At 67.4% G+C, this 15,642-nt stretch carries 14 protein-coding genes; 9 read left to right on the top strand and 5 right to left on the bottom strand.

The genetic code is table 11. From position 1 onward, the window contains the following. Window positions 1–153 precede the first annotated feature (153 nt). Window positions 154–363 carry a hypothetical protein gene (locus WS49_RS24065; RefSeq protein WP_059464641.1) on the top strand — a complete coding sequence of 70 codons (210 nt, stop codon included), beginning with the start codon at window positions 154–156 and terminating at the stop codon, window positions 361–363. A 213-nt stretch (window positions 364–576) separates the two neighbouring features. Here the strand turns inward: WS49_RS24065 and WS49_RS24060 are convergent, their stop codons facing one another. After that, window positions 577–1,224, bottom strand: a complete 648-nt coding sequence (locus tag WS49_RS24060; RefSeq protein WP_059533981.1) for a hypothetical protein — start codon at window positions 1,222–1,224, stop codon at window positions 577–579. Window positions 1,225–1,463: 239 nt separating this feature from the next. Between WS49_RS24060 and WS49_RS24055 the strand changes: the two genes are divergently transcribed. The 4 genes from WS49_RS24055 to WS49_RS24040 all read left to right on the top strand — a co-directional run bounded on the left by WS49_RS24055 (window position 1,464) and on the right by WS49_RS24040 (window position 6,053). Next, complete coding sequence (locus WS49_RS24055; RefSeq protein ID WP_059533980.1) at window positions 1,464–2,798, top strand: NAD(P)/FAD-dependent oxidoreductase; 1,335 nt, start codon at window positions 1,464–1,466, stop codon at window positions 2,796–2,798. A gap of 60 nt (window positions 2,799–2,858) precedes the next feature. Beyond that, on the top strand, window positions 2,859–3,953 hold the full coding sequence (locus WS49_RS24050; protein ID WP_059533978.1) for a potassium channel family protein: 1,095 nt from the start codon (window positions 2,859–2,861) through the stop codon (window positions 3,951–3,953). A 143-nt stretch (window positions 3,954–4,096) separates the two neighbouring features. Continuing rightward, window positions 4,097–5,575 carry a sensor domain-containing diguanylate cyclase gene (locus tag WS49_RS24045; RefSeq protein WP_059533976.1) on the top strand — a complete coding sequence of 493 codons (1,479 nt, stop codon included), beginning with the start codon at window positions 4,097–4,099 and terminating at the stop codon, window positions 5,573–5,575. A 145-nt stretch (window positions 5,576–5,720) separates the two neighbouring features. Then, entirely contained in the window at window positions 5,721–6,053 is a 333-nt protein-coding gene (locus tag WS49_RS24040) for a cupin domain-containing protein (RefSeq protein ID WP_059533975.1), read from the top strand. An 18-nt stretch (window positions 6,054–6,071) separates the two neighbouring features. Here WS49_RS24040 and WS49_RS24035 read toward each other — a convergent pair whose 3' ends face one another. Beyond that, entirely contained in the window at window positions 6,072–6,830 is a 759-nt protein-coding gene (locus WS49_RS24035) for an SDR family oxidoreductase (protein ID WP_059533973.1), read from the bottom strand. 115 nt (window positions 6,831–6,945) lie between these two features. Further along, window positions 6,946–7,890, bottom strand: a complete 945-nt coding sequence (locus WS49_RS24030; protein ID WP_059533971.1) for a LysR family transcriptional regulator — start codon at window positions 7,888–7,890, stop codon at window positions 6,946–6,948. A 183-nt stretch (window positions 7,891–8,073) separates the two neighbouring features. Here WS49_RS24030 and WS49_RS24025 point away from each other — a divergent pair, with 183 nt between their 5' ends. The 4 genes from WS49_RS24025 to WS49_RS24010 all read left to right on the top strand — a co-directional run bounded on the left by WS49_RS24025 (window position 8,074) and on the right by WS49_RS24010 (window position 13,155). Then, window positions 8,074–9,288, top strand: coding sequence for an FAD-dependent monooxygenase (locus WS49_RS24025; protein ID WP_059534023.1), 1,215 nt, complete (start codon window positions 8,074–8,076; stop codon window positions 9,286–9,288). A gap of 396 nt (window positions 9,289–9,684) precedes the next feature. Next, the gene (locus tag WS49_RS24020; RefSeq protein WP_059533969.1) at window positions 9,685–10,977 is read left to right on the top strand and encodes a c-type cytochrome; all 1,293 of its coding nucleotides are present in this window, start codon (window positions 9,685–9,687) and stop codon (window positions 10,975–10,977) included. 15 nt (window positions 10,978–10,992) lie between these two features. Continuing rightward, the gene (locus WS49_RS24015; RefSeq protein ID WP_059534021.1) at window positions 10,993–11,526 is read left to right on the top strand and encodes a sugar dehydrogenase complex small subunit; all 534 of its coding nucleotides are present in this window, start codon (window positions 10,993–10,995) and stop codon (window positions 11,524–11,526) included. Window positions 11,527–11,553: 27 nt separating this feature from the next. Beyond that, window positions 11,554–13,155 (top strand): GMC family oxidoreductase, encoded by a 1,602-nt coding sequence (locus WS49_RS24010; RefSeq protein WP_059533967.1) that lies wholly within the window; start codon window positions 11,554–11,556, stop codon window positions 13,153–13,155. A gap of 66 nt (window positions 13,156–13,221) precedes the next feature. On the opposite strand, the gene WS49_RS24005 is transcribed toward WS49_RS24010, so the two are convergent. Both WS49_RS24005 and WS49_RS24000 read right to left on the bottom strand, forming a co-directional pair. Then, window positions 13,222–14,160, bottom strand: a complete 939-nt coding sequence (locus WS49_RS24005; RefSeq protein ID WP_059533965.1) for an alpha/beta hydrolase — start codon at window positions 14,158–14,160, stop codon at window positions 13,222–13,224. A gap of 64 nt (window positions 14,161–14,224) precedes the next feature. Further along, complete coding sequence (locus tag WS49_RS24000) at window positions 14,225–15,325, bottom strand: OpgC domain-containing protein (RefSeq protein ID WP_059534019.1); 1,101 nt, start codon at window positions 15,323–15,325, stop codon at window positions 14,225–14,227. Window positions 15,326–15,642 lie beyond the last annotated feature (317 nt).

Raw genomic sequence — 15,642 nt, 5'->3', positions numbered from 1 at the left:
GACGTCGTGCGTCGGGCTCGACGCAGCGCATCTTATACGCGGATCGTTTGACGGTTTACTCTAATGAAACCGATGCTGCCCCGTTTCGGGAGCGGGGTGAATGCGGCGCGGGCCCATGCTACGATTTCGCCGTCTCAAAATAGTGTTGAAGCGATGCAGAAGAAATTTGTGATGCGCGGGTACGAGATGAACTGCGAACCGCGCGTGACGGAGGACGGCAAGTACGCCGCCCAGGTCGAGGTCACGAAGCTGGGTTTCAGCCGCGAGGCGGCATTCCGCAAGCTGGGCGAATTCGATACCGAAGCGGATGCCGTCGCCTATGCGAAGAAGTTCTCCGAGGAGTGGCTGAGCCGCTACGCGTAGCGTGTCGTTCGCCCGTGCAGCGCCGGCACGCTGATTCACGGCGAAAAGCACGACGGACGTTCCGAATGCCCGGCGTGGATGGCATCGGCGAAGCACCGCAGGATCGTCGATTGCACGGCGCTCCCCCATGTTCCATCTGTTGAGAAGTGCGAACCGATAGATCGCGCACGCGCCGGCGCGACCATCGATCGATGGCGGCCGAATGCAGTCGACCTACGCCGGCATGTACGTGAACGGTTCGCCATCCTCCCGCTCGACCGACAGCAGCCGCTTGAGTTGATCGAGCGCGAACAGCTGTTTGCCTTCCGCCGCCGCTTCGGCTATCGCGGCATCGACGAGTTTCCTCGCGCGCGCGAGGACCACGGATCGCTGGCGCGCGATCTCGAGCACCATGCGCTGCTCGATGTTCTGGCGGGTCGATTGCTTGTCGCTCAGGTGACGCCAGCGATCGCGAAGCTCCGCCCAGGTGACGCGCTGAAATTCCGGAATCGCGCGCGGGAGCGTGCCGGCTTCCGCGGGCTCCGGCCGTGCACGCAATGCACAGCGCAGCGCTTCGCGGGCGCGCCACTCATCCGAAAACGGCGCATACACGTCGCGCGTGCGGCCGATCGGATTCGCGCGTTCGATCTCCTTGTCGAGCAGATAGCCGAGCCGCCGCAGCGCGGAGCCATGCGCGAGCATGGCCGGATCGAGCACGCGGATCCGGCGCGACGCATCCGCGACGTGCGCTTTCAGTTCCCACAGCGTCAGGCGAAGGTGCTGCACTTCGAGTATCAGGCGCTGTACGTCGGCGTAGGTGCACTTCGTCCACCATTCGGTGAGGTCGTTCAGCTTCGGGGGATCGAATGGAGGGAGGATCATTTTTACTGCAGCGACACTGTATGGATGTACAGTTTATCGCGCGGTAACATAGCGCCGTCAAGGCGAAAAAATGGGGACGGCCGATGAGCAAAAACGACCGGCGGCAGGGCCGATGCCGGACCGTTCATCGAGCGTCCCGAACATTCGCCGGCCTTGTCCGGAACCCGACCGCCTGATCCGGTGCACGCTATCGCGAACGTGGATGGCCGCGCCCGACGTATCGACGCCAACAGAGAACAATGACGACAACCTATCCGCTGCATGACGCATTGACGCACGCCGACACGGCGTTTCCGGCCGAAGCCGACATCGTGATCGCCGGCGCCGGCATCATGGGCTGCGCGGCCGCCTATTACCTCGGCCTGCGCGGCCTGAAGGCCGTCGTGCTCGACAAGTCGCGCATCGCCGGCCAGCAATCGACGCGTGCCTGGGGCTTCGTGCGGCAGCAAGGCCGCGAGTCCGCCGAAGTGCCGCTGATGATGGCCGGCATGCGGATCTGGGAAGGGCTCGAGCAGGCGCTCGGCTTCGATCTCGAATGGCGCCAGGGCGGTTGCCTCTATATGGCGGACAACGAAGACGACTGGGCATCGTTCCAGGCATGGCTCGCCGTCGCACGCGAATACGGGCTCGACACGCGCACGCTGACACGCGCGGAAATCGACGCGCGCGTGACCGGCCTGGCGACGCAAGCGCGCACGCTCGGCGGGCTGTATACGGCGACCGACGGGCAGGCCGAGCCGCGCCGCGTGGCCGCCGCATTCGCGGCGCGCGCGACCGAAGCCGGCGCGCGTTTCTTCGAAGGCTGCGGCGTGACGGCGATCGAGACGGCCGGCGGCGCGGTCGTCGGCGTCGTGACCGAGCGCGGCACGATTCGCACCCGGCGCGTGATCTGCGCGGCCGGCGCGACCAGCTTCCGGCTGCTCGACGGTGTCGGTATCCGGCTGCCGCAACAGGCCGTGCGCGGCACCTGCATGCGCACCAACGTGCTGCCCGACGTGTCCGCATCGACGATCTGGGGCCACGGCCTCGGCATTCGGCAACGCAGGAACGGCACGATCAACCTTGCCGACGACATGCAGGTCGACGTCGACCTGACGCTCGGCCATCTGCGCGGCTTGAGCCTGTTCTGGCCGGAGTTCTGGTCGCAGCGCGAGAAGTTCCGGCTGCATCTGAATGCGGCGGCGTGGCGCGATGCCTGCGCGCGCATCGGCGGCGGCGCCGGCCCGATCGAGCCGCGCGATCCGCAGCCGCAGCCGAATCGCGCGCATGCGCCGCGCGCGCTCGCGAAGTTGAAGACGATCTTTCCCGCGCTGAAGGACGCGCAGATCGTCGAGGCCTGGGCCGGCCTGATCGACGTGCTGCCCGACGGGATTCCGGTGATCGACGCGCCCGGCACGCCGTCCGGGCTCGCGATCGCGACCGGCTTCTGCGGGCACGGCTTCGCGATGGGGCCGATCGTCGGGCGGCTGCTGGCCGAATGGGTCGATGCGGGCGAGCCGTCGCTCGACCTGTCGGCGTTCCGTGCACGGCGTTTTGCCGACGGGACGATGGTCCGACCGCGCAGCATGCTGTAGCGGACGCGCCCGCGTGTTCCCGTCGTAGAATCGAGCCCGCAATCTTCAGGAGATTTCCCGTTGGCAACGCCCACCGACAAGCGCCGCTCGCTGCGCTCACGCCTGCGTCGCGCGCGCGACCCATGGCGGGCGCCGCGTGCGCGCACGCTGTTCACGCGTCCGGCGACGTCGCCGCGGCGTACGCTGCTGTTTCGTCTCGGCGCGGTCGTGGTGCTGTGCATGCTCGCGTTTCTCGTGCTGTATCTCGATCGCGACGGCCTGCGCGATTCGACCAAGAGCACGCCGATGAACGTCGCGGACCTCGTCTACTTCACGATGGTCACGGTCGCGACGGTCGGCTACGGCGACATCGTGCCGGTCACCGCGCGCGCGCGTCTGATCGACGCGTTCTTCATCGTGCCGATCCGCATCGGCATCTGGTTCATCTTTCTGGGCACGGCCTATCAGTTCGTGATCCAGCGCGTCATCGAGGAATTCCGCATGAAACGCCTGCAGAAGCAACTGTCCGATCACATCGTCGTATGTGGCTACGGCCTGTCGGGGTCGATCGCCGTGCGCGAGCTGCTCGAAAGCGGCGTCGATCCGTCGACGATCATCGTGATCGATGCGCAGCAACAGGCGCTCGAGGCCGCGACGTCGCTCGGCGTGACCGGGCTGCTCGGCGATCCCGCGCACGAGGATCTGCTGCAGCAGGCGCAGGTGCGCGCGGCGAAGGCCGTGATCATCTCGGTGACCGACGACCCGACCGCGATCCTGCTGACGCTGTCGGTGCGCAGCATCGCGCCGGAGACGAAGATCGTCGTGCGGATCCAGGAGAACCTGTATCAGCGGCAACTGCGCCAGGCGGGCGCGGACGTCATCGTGTCGTCGACGAAGATCGGCGCGCTGCTGCTCGCGGACGCGGTGCATAGCCGCTACATCGTGCCGTTCGTGAACGACATGCTGTCAACGCGCGGGCGGGCGACGCTGCTGGAGCGCGAGGCATTGCCGCACGAGATCGGCTGCATGACGAACGTCGTGCCGGGCGCGATCGTCGTCGGGCTCGATCGCTGCGGGAAGATCCATTCGTTCTACGAGGATCCGCCGTGCCGGATCGAGGCGGGCGATACGCTGGTCGTGATCCAGTCGGCGAGGATTCCGGACCCGGACGTGTGAGGGCCGGTTGGGCAACACCCGCCATCGCATGCCTTTGGCGCGCCGTGACCGGTGGATCCCCCGCTTGATATGCCATCGCGCGTTATTTAGTATGAAGTAATCGCGTCGTGCGCCGCGCACGAGCGTGATCATCGAGGAGACACATGCATTTCAGGTCGGCGGCTCCCCAGACGATCGTCGTGATCGGTATCGTGATCGCCTGCGCGCTCATGGGTCTGTGCGTGCTGCAATTGTTCCAGAGCCGCAACGACGCGCTCGAGCGGGCGAGCGAAACTTCCCGCAATCTGGGACTGATCGCCGAGCGCGACATCGAACGCAATTTCGAACTCTACGACCTGTCGCTGCAGGCGGTCATCGCCCGGCTTCAACGTCACGACGTGATGACGGCGCCTGCGAGCCTGCGGCGCGCGGTGCTGTTCGATAACGCGATGACGGCACAGTTTCTCGGCTCGATGCTGGTGCTCGACGCCGGCGGCAACATCGTCCTCGATTCGGCCAACGACGTTCCGCGCCACGGCAATTTCGCCGATCGCAAGTACTTCACCGTCCACCGCGACAATCCGGATGTCGGGCTCTATGTCAGCGACCCGTTCATCTCCCGCCTGCGGGGTGGTTCGCCCAGCATCGGGCTCACGCGGCGGATCTCGAACCCCGACGGCTCGTTTGCCGGCATCGTGCTCATCGCGGTCAACCTCGAGTATTTCCATCACCTGTTTGCCGGCCTGTCGCTCGGACAACATGGATCGATCTCGTTGATCGGCAACGACGGCGTGATGGTGATGCGTCAGCCGTACGACGTCCGCACCATCGGTCGCAACATCAGCCAGGCCGCGACGTTCAAGCGGTTCCAGGCCGCGCGCGAGGGCGTGTTCTCCGAAACCTCGGTGCTCGACGGCGTGCGTCGTCTCTACTACTTCAGGCACTTGCCGAAGCTGCCGCTGATCATCATGGTCGCGGAAGCGGAGCAGGATATCTATGCGGCATGGCGGCACCGGGCCGTGACGATCGGCGCGCTGGTGGCGACCTTCGGCGCCGCGTTCATCACGGTGTCCTTCATGCTCGGCACGCAACTGCGGCACCGGATGCGCGCCGAGTCGGAACTCGTGCTGCTGGCCCGCACCGACGGTCTCACCGGCCTGAACAATCGCCGCAGCTTCGCGGAAGTGCTGGATCGCGAATGGCGTCGCGCGCGGCGGGCACGATCGGTTTTCTCGTTGCTGTTCGTCGATGTCGATCGCTTCAAGGCCTATAACGATACCTACGGCCATCAGGCGGGCGACGACGCGCTGGCCGCGGTCGCACGCTGCATCGGCGACAACATCCGACGGCCGGCCGATACCGCGGCCCGCTACGGCGGAGAGGAATTCGTCGTGCTGCTCCCCGATACGTCCGAGCCGGGGGCCGCCCAGATTGCCGAGCGGATTCGCGCGGCGATCGACGGGCTGCCGCTCGAACACGCCGGCAGCGAACACGGGCACGTCACGGCCAGTATCGGCCTGGCGAGCTGGACGCCCGAGCACGATGCCGAGGCCGACGCCGTGATCAAGGCTGCCGACGAGGCGTTGTATTACGCGAAAGCGACCGGCCGGAACAAGGTCGTCGCCTTTCATCCGCCGGCATGACACGCGTCACGACATGCGGCCGCAAGGCTTCGTGACGTACACCAGGCGTTGCCGGCGCCCGTCAAACAAGTTCGCCGCGATGCCGGCCTTCGCGCTACAGTGGGCGTCATTCGCCTTCCGCCGAAGGCCGACTCGAGGTCGAACCATGCAACTTCAAACCGGCAATCTGTTCAGTGTCGAAGGAACGCGCGGCGACGACGAGCGGGTCGACGTGCTCGTCGCCGGCGCGCGCCTGAACGTCGAGCGGATCGTGTCGATGGGGCATACGAGCCCCGACGGGTTCTGGTATGACGATTCGCGCGCCGAATGGGTGGTGCTGTTGTCGGGCGCCGCGGTGCTCGAGTTCGAAGCGGACGCGACGCTGCACGACATGCGCCCCGGCGACTACGTGCTGATCGAACCGCATTGCCGGCATCGCGTCGCGTGGACGCATCCCGACGAGCCGAGCGTCTGGCTCGCGATCTATCACGACCGTTGAAACGCGCGGCGCCCGGCGTTACCCGCGCCCCACGAACGGCATCGTGGTCGCCATGATCGTCATGTTCAGGATGTTCGTATCCAGTGGAAGGTTCGCCATCTGCACGACCGCATTCGCGACATGCGCGACGTCCATCCGCGCCTCGGGCGCCATGCGTCCATCGGCCTGCGGCACGCCTTCCGTCATGCGATCCGTCAGCGACGTCGCCGCGTTGCCGATGTCGATCTGACCGCACGCGATGTTGTACGCACGGCCGTCGAGCGCGAGCGACTTGGTGATGCCGGCCACCGCATGCTTGGTGGCCGTGTACGCGATCGTGTTCGGGCGCGGCGTATAGGCGGAGATCGAGCCGTTGTTGATGATCCGGCCACCCTGCGGCGTTTGCGCCTTCATCACGCGCCACGCGGCCCGCGCGCACAGAAAGACGCCCGTCAGATTCGTCGCGACGACGTCGTTCCATACGCCGAAATCGTATTCGTCGAGCGGGACGGCCGGTGCATTGCGGCCGGCATTGTTGAAGAGGACGTCCAGCCGCCCGAACTGCTGCGCGATTTGCGCGAACGCGTGTTCGACCGATGCTTCGTCGGTGACGTCGGCTGGAAAAACATGCGCGTCGCCGTGGGCGGCGACGATCGCTTCTTTCGTCTCACGCAGCGACGCTTCCTTGCGTCCGATCAGTGCGACGGTATATCCGGCGTTCGCGAGTGCGATTGCCGCGGCGCGACCGATGCCGGATCCGGCGCCCGTGACGGCGGCGATCTTCTTCGAGACAGACATGGCTTGATTCCCTGCGGATTGGGTGAGGAAAGCGGCGGCGGGCGCGCGATGCGCTCGCCATGCGCCGGTCGAAGCGACATGCTACCGCGCACGCCGGATTTCGCGACGCGCGCGACTATTTCCTGCGCGCAGGCGCGGCCTTCCGTCCGCGCGTTCCGGCTTCCGCGAACAGGCTGACCACGACTTCCCGCAGCCAGCGGTTGCCTTCGTCCTGATTCACGCGCGCATGCCACAGCATATGAATCGGCGCGCCCGGCAGCGTGACCGGCAACGCGCGCCAGCCCAGCGAAAACGGCGCCGCGAGTTGCAGCGCAAGATGTTCCGGCACGGTCGCGATCAGGTCGGTGCGCTGCAGGATGTAGCCGACGCTCATGAAATGCGGCACCGTCAGCCGCACACGGCGTTTCACGCGGCGCCGCTTCAGCCATTCGTCCACCTGCCCGTGACCGGTGCCGGCCGACACCACGACCAGATGCTCGGCGTCGCGCCACGCGTCGACCGTCAGCGGCGCGTCTTCGAGCGGATGTCCGCGCCGGAACAGGCACACGTAGCGCTGATCGAACAGCCGGCGCTGATAGAACCCGCCCTGAAGTTGCGGCAACAGCCCGATCGCGAGATCGACGCGGCCGTCGGCCATCTCGTCGCTGAGGTTGACACTCGTGTTGCGCACCGTATTGAGCGCGATGCCCGGCGCCGCGCGCGACAGGTGTTCGAGCAGCGCGGGCAGGAACACGACTTCGCCGATATCGGTCATCCCGATCGTCATCGTGCGCGACGCGCGGAGCGGATCGAAGCCGGTCTCGGGGTTGAGCGCGGCATGCAGCGTCGACAGCGCGTGCGCGACCGGTTCGGCCAGGCGCAGCGCGAACGGTGTCGGGACCACGCCGCCCGGGCCGCGCACGAACAGCGGATCGCCGAGCCGGCGGCGCAGCTTCGCGAGCGCGTTGCTGACGCCCGGCTGGCTCATGTTCATCTGCTCGGCGACGCTCGACACACGCCGCTCCTGCATCAGCCGCTGAAACAGCAGTAACAGATTGAGGTCGATCTCGCTCAGTTCCATGGTTCGGCGTGGCCTCCGGTCATTCCGTTCAGTGATGAAGCAGATTCCCTGCATTTTATTGTGGGATGACGAGGCGCTGCTGAAAATACCGATACGGCGCCGGCATTCGACAGGCGCGCCGGGCAGGTCACGCATGCCGGGGCTTCGCCCCCTCATGACTTGAATATCGGAGACACGTTCATCATGCAGACGAAACTGAGGATCGCGATCGTCGGCGCCGGAATCGGTGGCCTGACGCTGGCGCTTGCATTGCGCGAACAGGGCATCGACGCGCAGCTATACGAGCAGACCGATGTGTTGCGCGAGGTGGGAGCGGCCGTCGCGCTGTCAGCCAACGCGACGCGTTTCTACGAACGGATGGGATTGCGCCCGGCTTTCGACGCGGTGTGCGCGGAGATCCCGGGCCTCGTCTATCGCGACGGACGCAGCGGTGCAGTGATCGGCCATCATCGCGGCGAGCCCGACTATCGCCGGCAATTCGGCGGCTCGTACTGGGGCGTGCACCGCGCAGACCTGCAGGCGATCCTGTCGAAGGCGGTCGGGATCGAGCAGATTCACCTCGGCCATCGGCTCGTCGATCTCGCGCAGCATCCGGACCACGTCACGCTGACCTTCGCCAACGGCGAACGTGTCGACGCCGATCTCGCCATCGGCGCGGACGGCGCGCGTTCGATCACGCGGCGCTGGATGCTCGGCTACGACGACGTGCTGTATTCGGGTTGCTCGGGCTTTCGCGGCGTGGTGCCGGCCGAGCGGATGGACCTGCTGCCCGATCCCGAAACCATTCAGTTCTGGGTCGGGCCGCACGGTCACCTACTGCACTACCCGATCGGTGACAACGGCGACCAGAACTTCCTGCTGGTCGAGCGTCATCCGTCGCCGTGGCCGTCGCGCGACTGGGTCATGCCGGCGGAGGAGGGCGAGCAACTGCGACTGTTCGGGGACTGGCATCCGGCGGTGGTGCAGATGATCACCGCGGTGCCGATCAGCCAGCGCTGGGGGCTGTTCCACCGGCCGCCGCTCGGCTGCTGGAGCCGCGGGCGCGTGACGCTGATCGGCGACGCCGCGCATGCGCTGGTGCCGCATCACGGGCAGGGCGCGAATCAGTCGATCGAGGACGCGATGGTGCTGGCCGCGCAATTGGCGAAGGCGGGGCCCGGCAACTGGCGCGAGGCGCAGGCGGCTTACGAGCGGCTGCGGCGCGGCCGCACGCGCAAGGTGCAGTACGCATCGATTTCCGCCGCCGACGTGCTGCATCTGCCCGACGGGCCGGCCGCGCAGGCGCGCAATGCGCGGCTCGGCGAGCGCGACAGCGTGCTGCATCACCTGGACTGGATCCACGATTTCGACGCCCTCGCCGACGAGCCGAACGAGCGGCAGGGCGGGACGTGGCTTTGACCTGACAGGCGCGGCGCAAGCGGCGGCAGCGCGCCGGGCGACCGGTGCGGCGGTGACGCGGTCGTCCGTCGGCAATGCGGTCCGGCCGCGTTGCCGTCACGCGTGGTCGGCCACCTGTTCCCGCGGCCACGGCTTGCGCGCGCACGTTGGCGACATGACGCGCAAGTTGCCGCCGCGCCCACGCGGCGTTTCGACCGTCCTCCGACATCCGGCGACACTGATCCAGCATCCGCCGATTATTATCCGAATGGTGATTCTGTATCGATTTAGTGTATCGATACAGAAGATGATATAGTGCGGCCACGCCATGCGAGCGATTCCTCCGGAAGATAGAGGGCCGCATCGCGAGGCTTTCCGAAACCGCCTTGTTCACCGGATTCCTCACGGACGATTTCCATGCGCATACCCGGCCTTTCCGCGCTTGTCGCGCTCTTCCTCATCGCGACGGACCCCGCATCGGCGGCCGTGCAGGCCGCGGATCGTGTCGCCGCAGGCAAGGCGCTGGCCGTCGCGGCGGACTGCGTCGCTTGCCATACGGCGCCGGGCGGGCAGCCGTTCGCGGGCGGCCTCGCGATGCCGTTGCCGATGGGCGACATCTACTCGACCAACATCACGCCGGACAAGCAAACCGGGATCGGCAACTACTCGGCGCAGGATTTCGCGAACGTGCTGCGCAAGGGGATTCGGCGCGACGGCGGCAACCTGTATCCGGCGATGCCGTATCCGTCGTACACGAAGTTCAGCGACGACGACATCGCGAACCTGTACGCGTATTTCATGCACGGCGTCGCACCGGTGCACCAGCCGAATCGCCGGCCGGATTTCCCGTGGCCGCTGACCCTGCGCTGGCCGCTGAAGATCTGGAATGCGCTGTATCTGCGCGAAGGCGCGTATGTGCCGAAGCCCGGGCGGGACGCCGAGTGGAATCGCGGCGCCTACCTGGTGCAGGGCGCCGCGCACTGCGGCACCTGTCATACGCCGCGCGGCATCGGGATGCAGGAGCTGGCCTACGACGAAACCGGCGTCGGCTATCTCGCCGGCGCGCCGCTCGCGGGCTGGCAGGCGTTCAACATCACGCGCGACCGCGACGCGGGCATCGGCACGTGGACGACCGCGCAGATCGTCCAGTACCTGCGCACCGGCAACGTGCCGGGCAGGGCGCAGGCGGCCGGCCCGATGGCGGAAGCGGTCGAACACAGCTTCAGCCGCATGAGCGACCACGATCTGAACGCAATCGCCGCATATCTAGCGACCGTGCCGGCGGCGAAGGGCGCCGACACCGCACCGCGTTCCGCGCAGGGGCGCAAGACCGACGACTACGTCGCGGTACGCGCCGCGGCCGCAACCGCGACGGGAGGCTCGGCGCCGGTCGGCGCGTCGCTCTACCTCGATCATTGCGCGAGCTGTCACGGGATGACGGGCGCCGGCACCGCGGACGGATTCTTCCCGTCGCTGTTCGCCAACAGCGCGGTCGGCACCGCCACCGCGTCGAACCTGCTGCAGGTGGTCATGCACGGCGCGAGCGTGAACAACGGCGCCACGCACTATTTCATGCCGGCGTTCCAGACCGAACTCAAGGATGACGAAGTGGTGACCCTGGTGAACTACCTGAGCGACCGGTTCGGCAATGGCCGGACTCGCGTGAGCGCGGCGGATGTCGCGAAGATCCGCACCGCCCCCGCTCACTGACAGGAGATGCATGCGATGAACGAATTCGACGTGACCGACGACCCGGACGCGCAGCGTCGCCGCTTCGTGAAGCTGTCGGCCGGCGCGGCACTCGCCGCCGCACTGCCTGCCGGCGTGCTGATCGCACGTGCGGTGGCTGCGCCGGAGGGCGTGCCGCTGCGGGATTTTGCCGGTGTGGCGGCCTATCTGACGCGCCGCTCGACGCTTCCGTCACGCTATGTGCAATCCGTCTACGACGGTCTCGTCGCTCAGGACAGCGAATTTCCGGCGCGACTGCGCGCGCTCGCCGTCGCGATCGACATGGGCACGCAGCCGCTCGACGCTTTCATACGCACGCTCGGCGTCGCGGCCCCCGAACTGCGCATCGCCGCGCTGGCCATCATCGAGGCCTTCTACACGGGCAGCATCGGCCATGGCGGGCAGGCGCGCATGGTCGGCTACGAAACCGCGCTGATGTTCGAGCCGACCGCCGACGTCACGGTCATTCCGACCTACATCCGCGCGCGCCCCGAATACTGGACCGCGCGCCCGACCGCCGACGCCGGCTAACCGGCCTTTCGAACGAGGATCGAAATCATGAGCAGTACCTATGACGCGGATGTCATCGTCATCGGCGCCGGCATCCTGGGCGGCGCCGTCGCGCAGTCGCTGACGCAGCAACGCAAGTCCGTCATCGTGCTCGAGGCGGGGCCGGAGGTGAAGCGGGCAGCGCTGGTGCGCGCGTTCCGCGACTACGGCAACAAGTCGGACTACAACGGCCCGTATCCGGATTTGCCGTGGGCGCCGAAATCGTCCACCGGACGCTATTCCGACCGCTACATCGACAGCGTCGGCCCGGTGCTGCAGAAGCCGTCGTTCCTGCGGCTCGTCGGCGGCACGACGTGGCACTGGGGAGGGGCGACGTGGCGCATGCTGCCGAACGATTTCCGGCTGCGCAGCCTGTACGGCCAGGGGCGCGACTGGCCGATCGGTTACGACGAGCTCGAGCCGTGGTACCAGCTCGCCGAAGAGCAGATCGGCGTATCGGGCTCGGATACCGACGACCAGAGCGGCCAGGGCGGCGCGCCGTTCCCGCCGCGCTCGAAGCCGTATCCGATGCGGCAGCAGCCGTGGTCGTACCTGACGCAGCAAGTCGCGGACAAGGTCGCGACGATCGGTCATCGTTTCGTCGACGAGCCCAACGCGCGCGCGACGCGGCCCTACGAGGGCCGACCGACCTGCGCCGGCAACAACAACTGCGCGCCGATCTGCCCGATCGGTGCGCAATTTTCAGGCGACCGCCCGGTGTTGCGCGCCGTCGCGCAGGGCGCGCGGCTGCTGACGAACGCGGTCGTCTACAAGATCGAGCGCGGCGAGAATCGCAAGATCGCCGCGATCCATTACATGACGCCGGACGGCAAAAGCACGCGCCTGACCGCGCGGACCTTCGTGCTCGCGGCGCATGGCGTGGAGATTCCGAAGCTGCTGCTGATGTCGGGTGTCGCGAATTCGTCGGATCAGGTCGGCCGCAACATGATGGGACACACCGGCCGCGCGATCGCGATGCTCGCGCGCGAGCCGGTGTGGGCGGGGCGCGGTCCGACGCAGCAGGGCAGCATCAACACGCGTCGCGACGGCGCGTTTCGTCGCGAACACGGCGCGATCCGGCATTTCCTCGACAACACGGTGCCCAACGAGGTCGTCACGCGGCGGCTGATCGCGCAAGGTGTCGTCGGCGACGCGCTCGATGCGCGGATCTGCCACGACGCGGCGCGCTATCTGAAGATCGCCAGCTACGTCGAGATCCTGCCCGACCCGCGCAACCGCGTGACGCTCAGCGATCGCAAGGATGCGCTCGGGCTGCCGACGCCGCGCACCGATTACGACGTCTACGACTACGCGTTGCGCGCGGCATCGCAAGTGCTCGACGACTATCGCGATTTCCAGCGGGTGTTCGGTGCGACCGAGGTCGTCAACGACATCCATGCGTGGGTGCCGAGTTCGCACATCATGGGCACGACGATCATGGGCAGCGATCCGGCCGATTCCGTCGTCGACCGCGATTGCCGTACGCACGATCACCCGAACCTGTTCATCGCGAGCACGGCCGTGCATCCGAGTTCGTCGGTGGTCAATCCGACGCTGACCGGATATGCGCTGGCGCTGCGGATGGCAAGGACGATCGCCGCGGAAGTCTGACGCGAGCAAGGCGGCCGGCGGCGCGCGCATACCGCCCGCCATGGTGGGGCCGCGCTCAGGCCCGCATCATTTCACGCATTCCAGTGCGTACTTCAACCCCTGTCCGAGCAGCCCGCGCCACACTTCCCACGTGTGCCCGCCGTCGACGACGCGCAGTTCCGCCGGGTTCTGCGCGCGGCGCAGTTGCGTGTACAGCAGGCTCGATTCGGCCTGGATCGTCAGGTCGTCGTCGCCCACCGCGATGAACATCGGCACGCGCCAGTTGCGCGCGAAATAGCCGCGCAGCAGCGCCGGGTAGTTCAGCTCGTGCCACACGCGCGGGTCGAACTGCCGGTCGCCGAACACGCCGACATAACGCGCGGCGGAATTGAGCGGCGGCTCGTTCGCGTAGATCGCGGGGCTGAGCAGCATCGCGCCGCAGAACAGGCCCGGCTCGAGCAGCGAGAAACGCAGTGCGCCGAAGCCGCCCATCGACACGCCCCCGATCGCGCGGCCCGCGCGCTGGTTCGACACCGCGAAGTGCGCCTCGACTTCGGGCAGCAGGTCGTTGAGGAACGCGCTCTGCATCTTCTCCTTGCGGTCGACGTACCAGTCGGTGCCGCCTTGCGGCATCACGATCACGACGGGTGGGATCTCGCGGCGCTCGATCAGCGTGTCGGCGGTGGCCTGCAGCCGGCCCTGCGTGATCCAGTCGTTTGCATTGCCGGCGTTGCCGTGCAGCAGGTACAGCACCGGATAGCGCGCACCTTCCGGGTTGTAGCCGGGCGGCAGGTAGACCGTGTAAGACCAGTCGCGCTTCAGCGACGCCGACCGGAACGCGCGCAGCACGACGCTGCTGCCCGGATTGACCGGCGGTTCCTGGGCGGCCGGCGCGATCGTTGCGGGCGGGACGGTCGCGGTCGCGGACGACGCCGTTGAAACCGCGGGCCCGCCCGTCGTGGCGTGGGCGGTGGCGATGGCGCCGGCGATCAGGGCGGCGGCGAACGGAAGGGCGAGTCGGCGCATGGTGAATCGTTTCAGGAGAGGCGCCCGCTATCGTAGCAGCGACGCATGACGGCGCGGCGCATCATCACCGCGAACGGAACGGGAACGGCAGCCGCGACACGAGCGGCGCATAGAGTTTCGCGACGAGGTACAGCAAGCCCATTGCGACGGCGTCGGCGGTCAGGCCGAGCGGCACGTTCAGATAGCCTTCGGTCGCCTGGTAAAGCAGCGAATCGACCGCGAGCGAGATGCCGGTGCCGGCGACGAAGCACAGCAGCCCCTGGCGGCCGATCGTGCCGATCCACGGCATCGCGTGCGCGACCTTCTTCATCCACCCGAGGTGCACGAGCTTGGCCGCGAGCCACGCGATCGCGAGGAAGTTCGCGAGCCGCAGCGCGCCGAGATTCTGCTTGATCGACGGATCGGTCGGGAACGGCTCGATGCGCAGCCGGTAATACGCGCCGGCCGCGACGATCGCGAGCGACACGGCCGTCAGCAGCCAGCCCTGCGGTTTCGGCGCGAGCGTCTGGTAGACGGGCTGGCAGCGCGCGATCACGCCGAGCACGAACAGGAACTGCCACGCGAACGGATTGAAGTCCCACGGCGCGCCTTCGACGGTCGGCAAGAAGCGCGCGATGTGCGGCGCCGCGTACCAGAGCGAGCCGCTGAACGCGAGCATCAGCCACGGCTGCGTGCGCGCGAGCGGCAGCGCGAGCGGCACCAGCAGCGCGAAGAACGCATACATCGGCAGCACCGACGCGAGATACGGCTGGCGCCGGAACAGCAGGATGTCGCGCAGCGCGGCGAGCGGCTTGTGGAGCAGGCCGTCGAGATCGTTGGTCGGCATGTTCGGGCCGTCGATCGAGAATGCGTTCAGCACGGCGGTGATGAGCAGCATCAGGCCGGCCGTCACGAGGAAAGCACGGTAGATCTCGAAGGCACGGCGGATGAACCGCTGGCGCGCGGCCGCCTCGTCGTGGCGTTCGGCGAGCGAGTTGTACGCGATGGCGGTCGCGAAACCGCCGAGGAACACGAACACCTCGGCCGCGTCGCACAGCGCGTACGCATGCAGCGTCACGCGCGACAGGATGCTGCCGCCGATGTGGTCGACGACGATCACCAGCAGCACGAGGCCGCGGAAGAAATCGAGCTCGGCATAGCGGCCGGCCCGGGCGGCGGCGGTCATCGGGCCGCCTCCGGGCGCGCGCCGCGTGCGCGGCCGGCACCTGCCGCGCATGAATCGGGGTGAAGCATGACTTCGTGAAGAAATGAAGAACGGATGCGCATTGTGCCACCGATGTGACGCCGTCCGGGTTTACGCGGATGGCAGGCCGGCCAGCCGTTGCCGGCAAGCCTGATCGAGCCATGATGAGAACAGGGCAGTTGGACGAGCGCAACGCTTTGCGTGCCGGTCCCACGCCCCGATGGACGGGCGATTTGCGACGTGACACCATTTTGTCCGCGCGGCCGCACACCGCGTCGTCCGCCCTGCGGGCCACCTCG

This window comes from Burkholderia sp. RF7-non_BP4 (assembly GCF_001521935.1).
Lineage (GTDB): Bacteria > Pseudomonadota > Gammaproteobacteria > Burkholderiales > Burkholderiaceae > Burkholderia > Burkholderia diffusa.
This window is presented reverse-complemented; position numbering and strand designations above follow the sequence as displayed.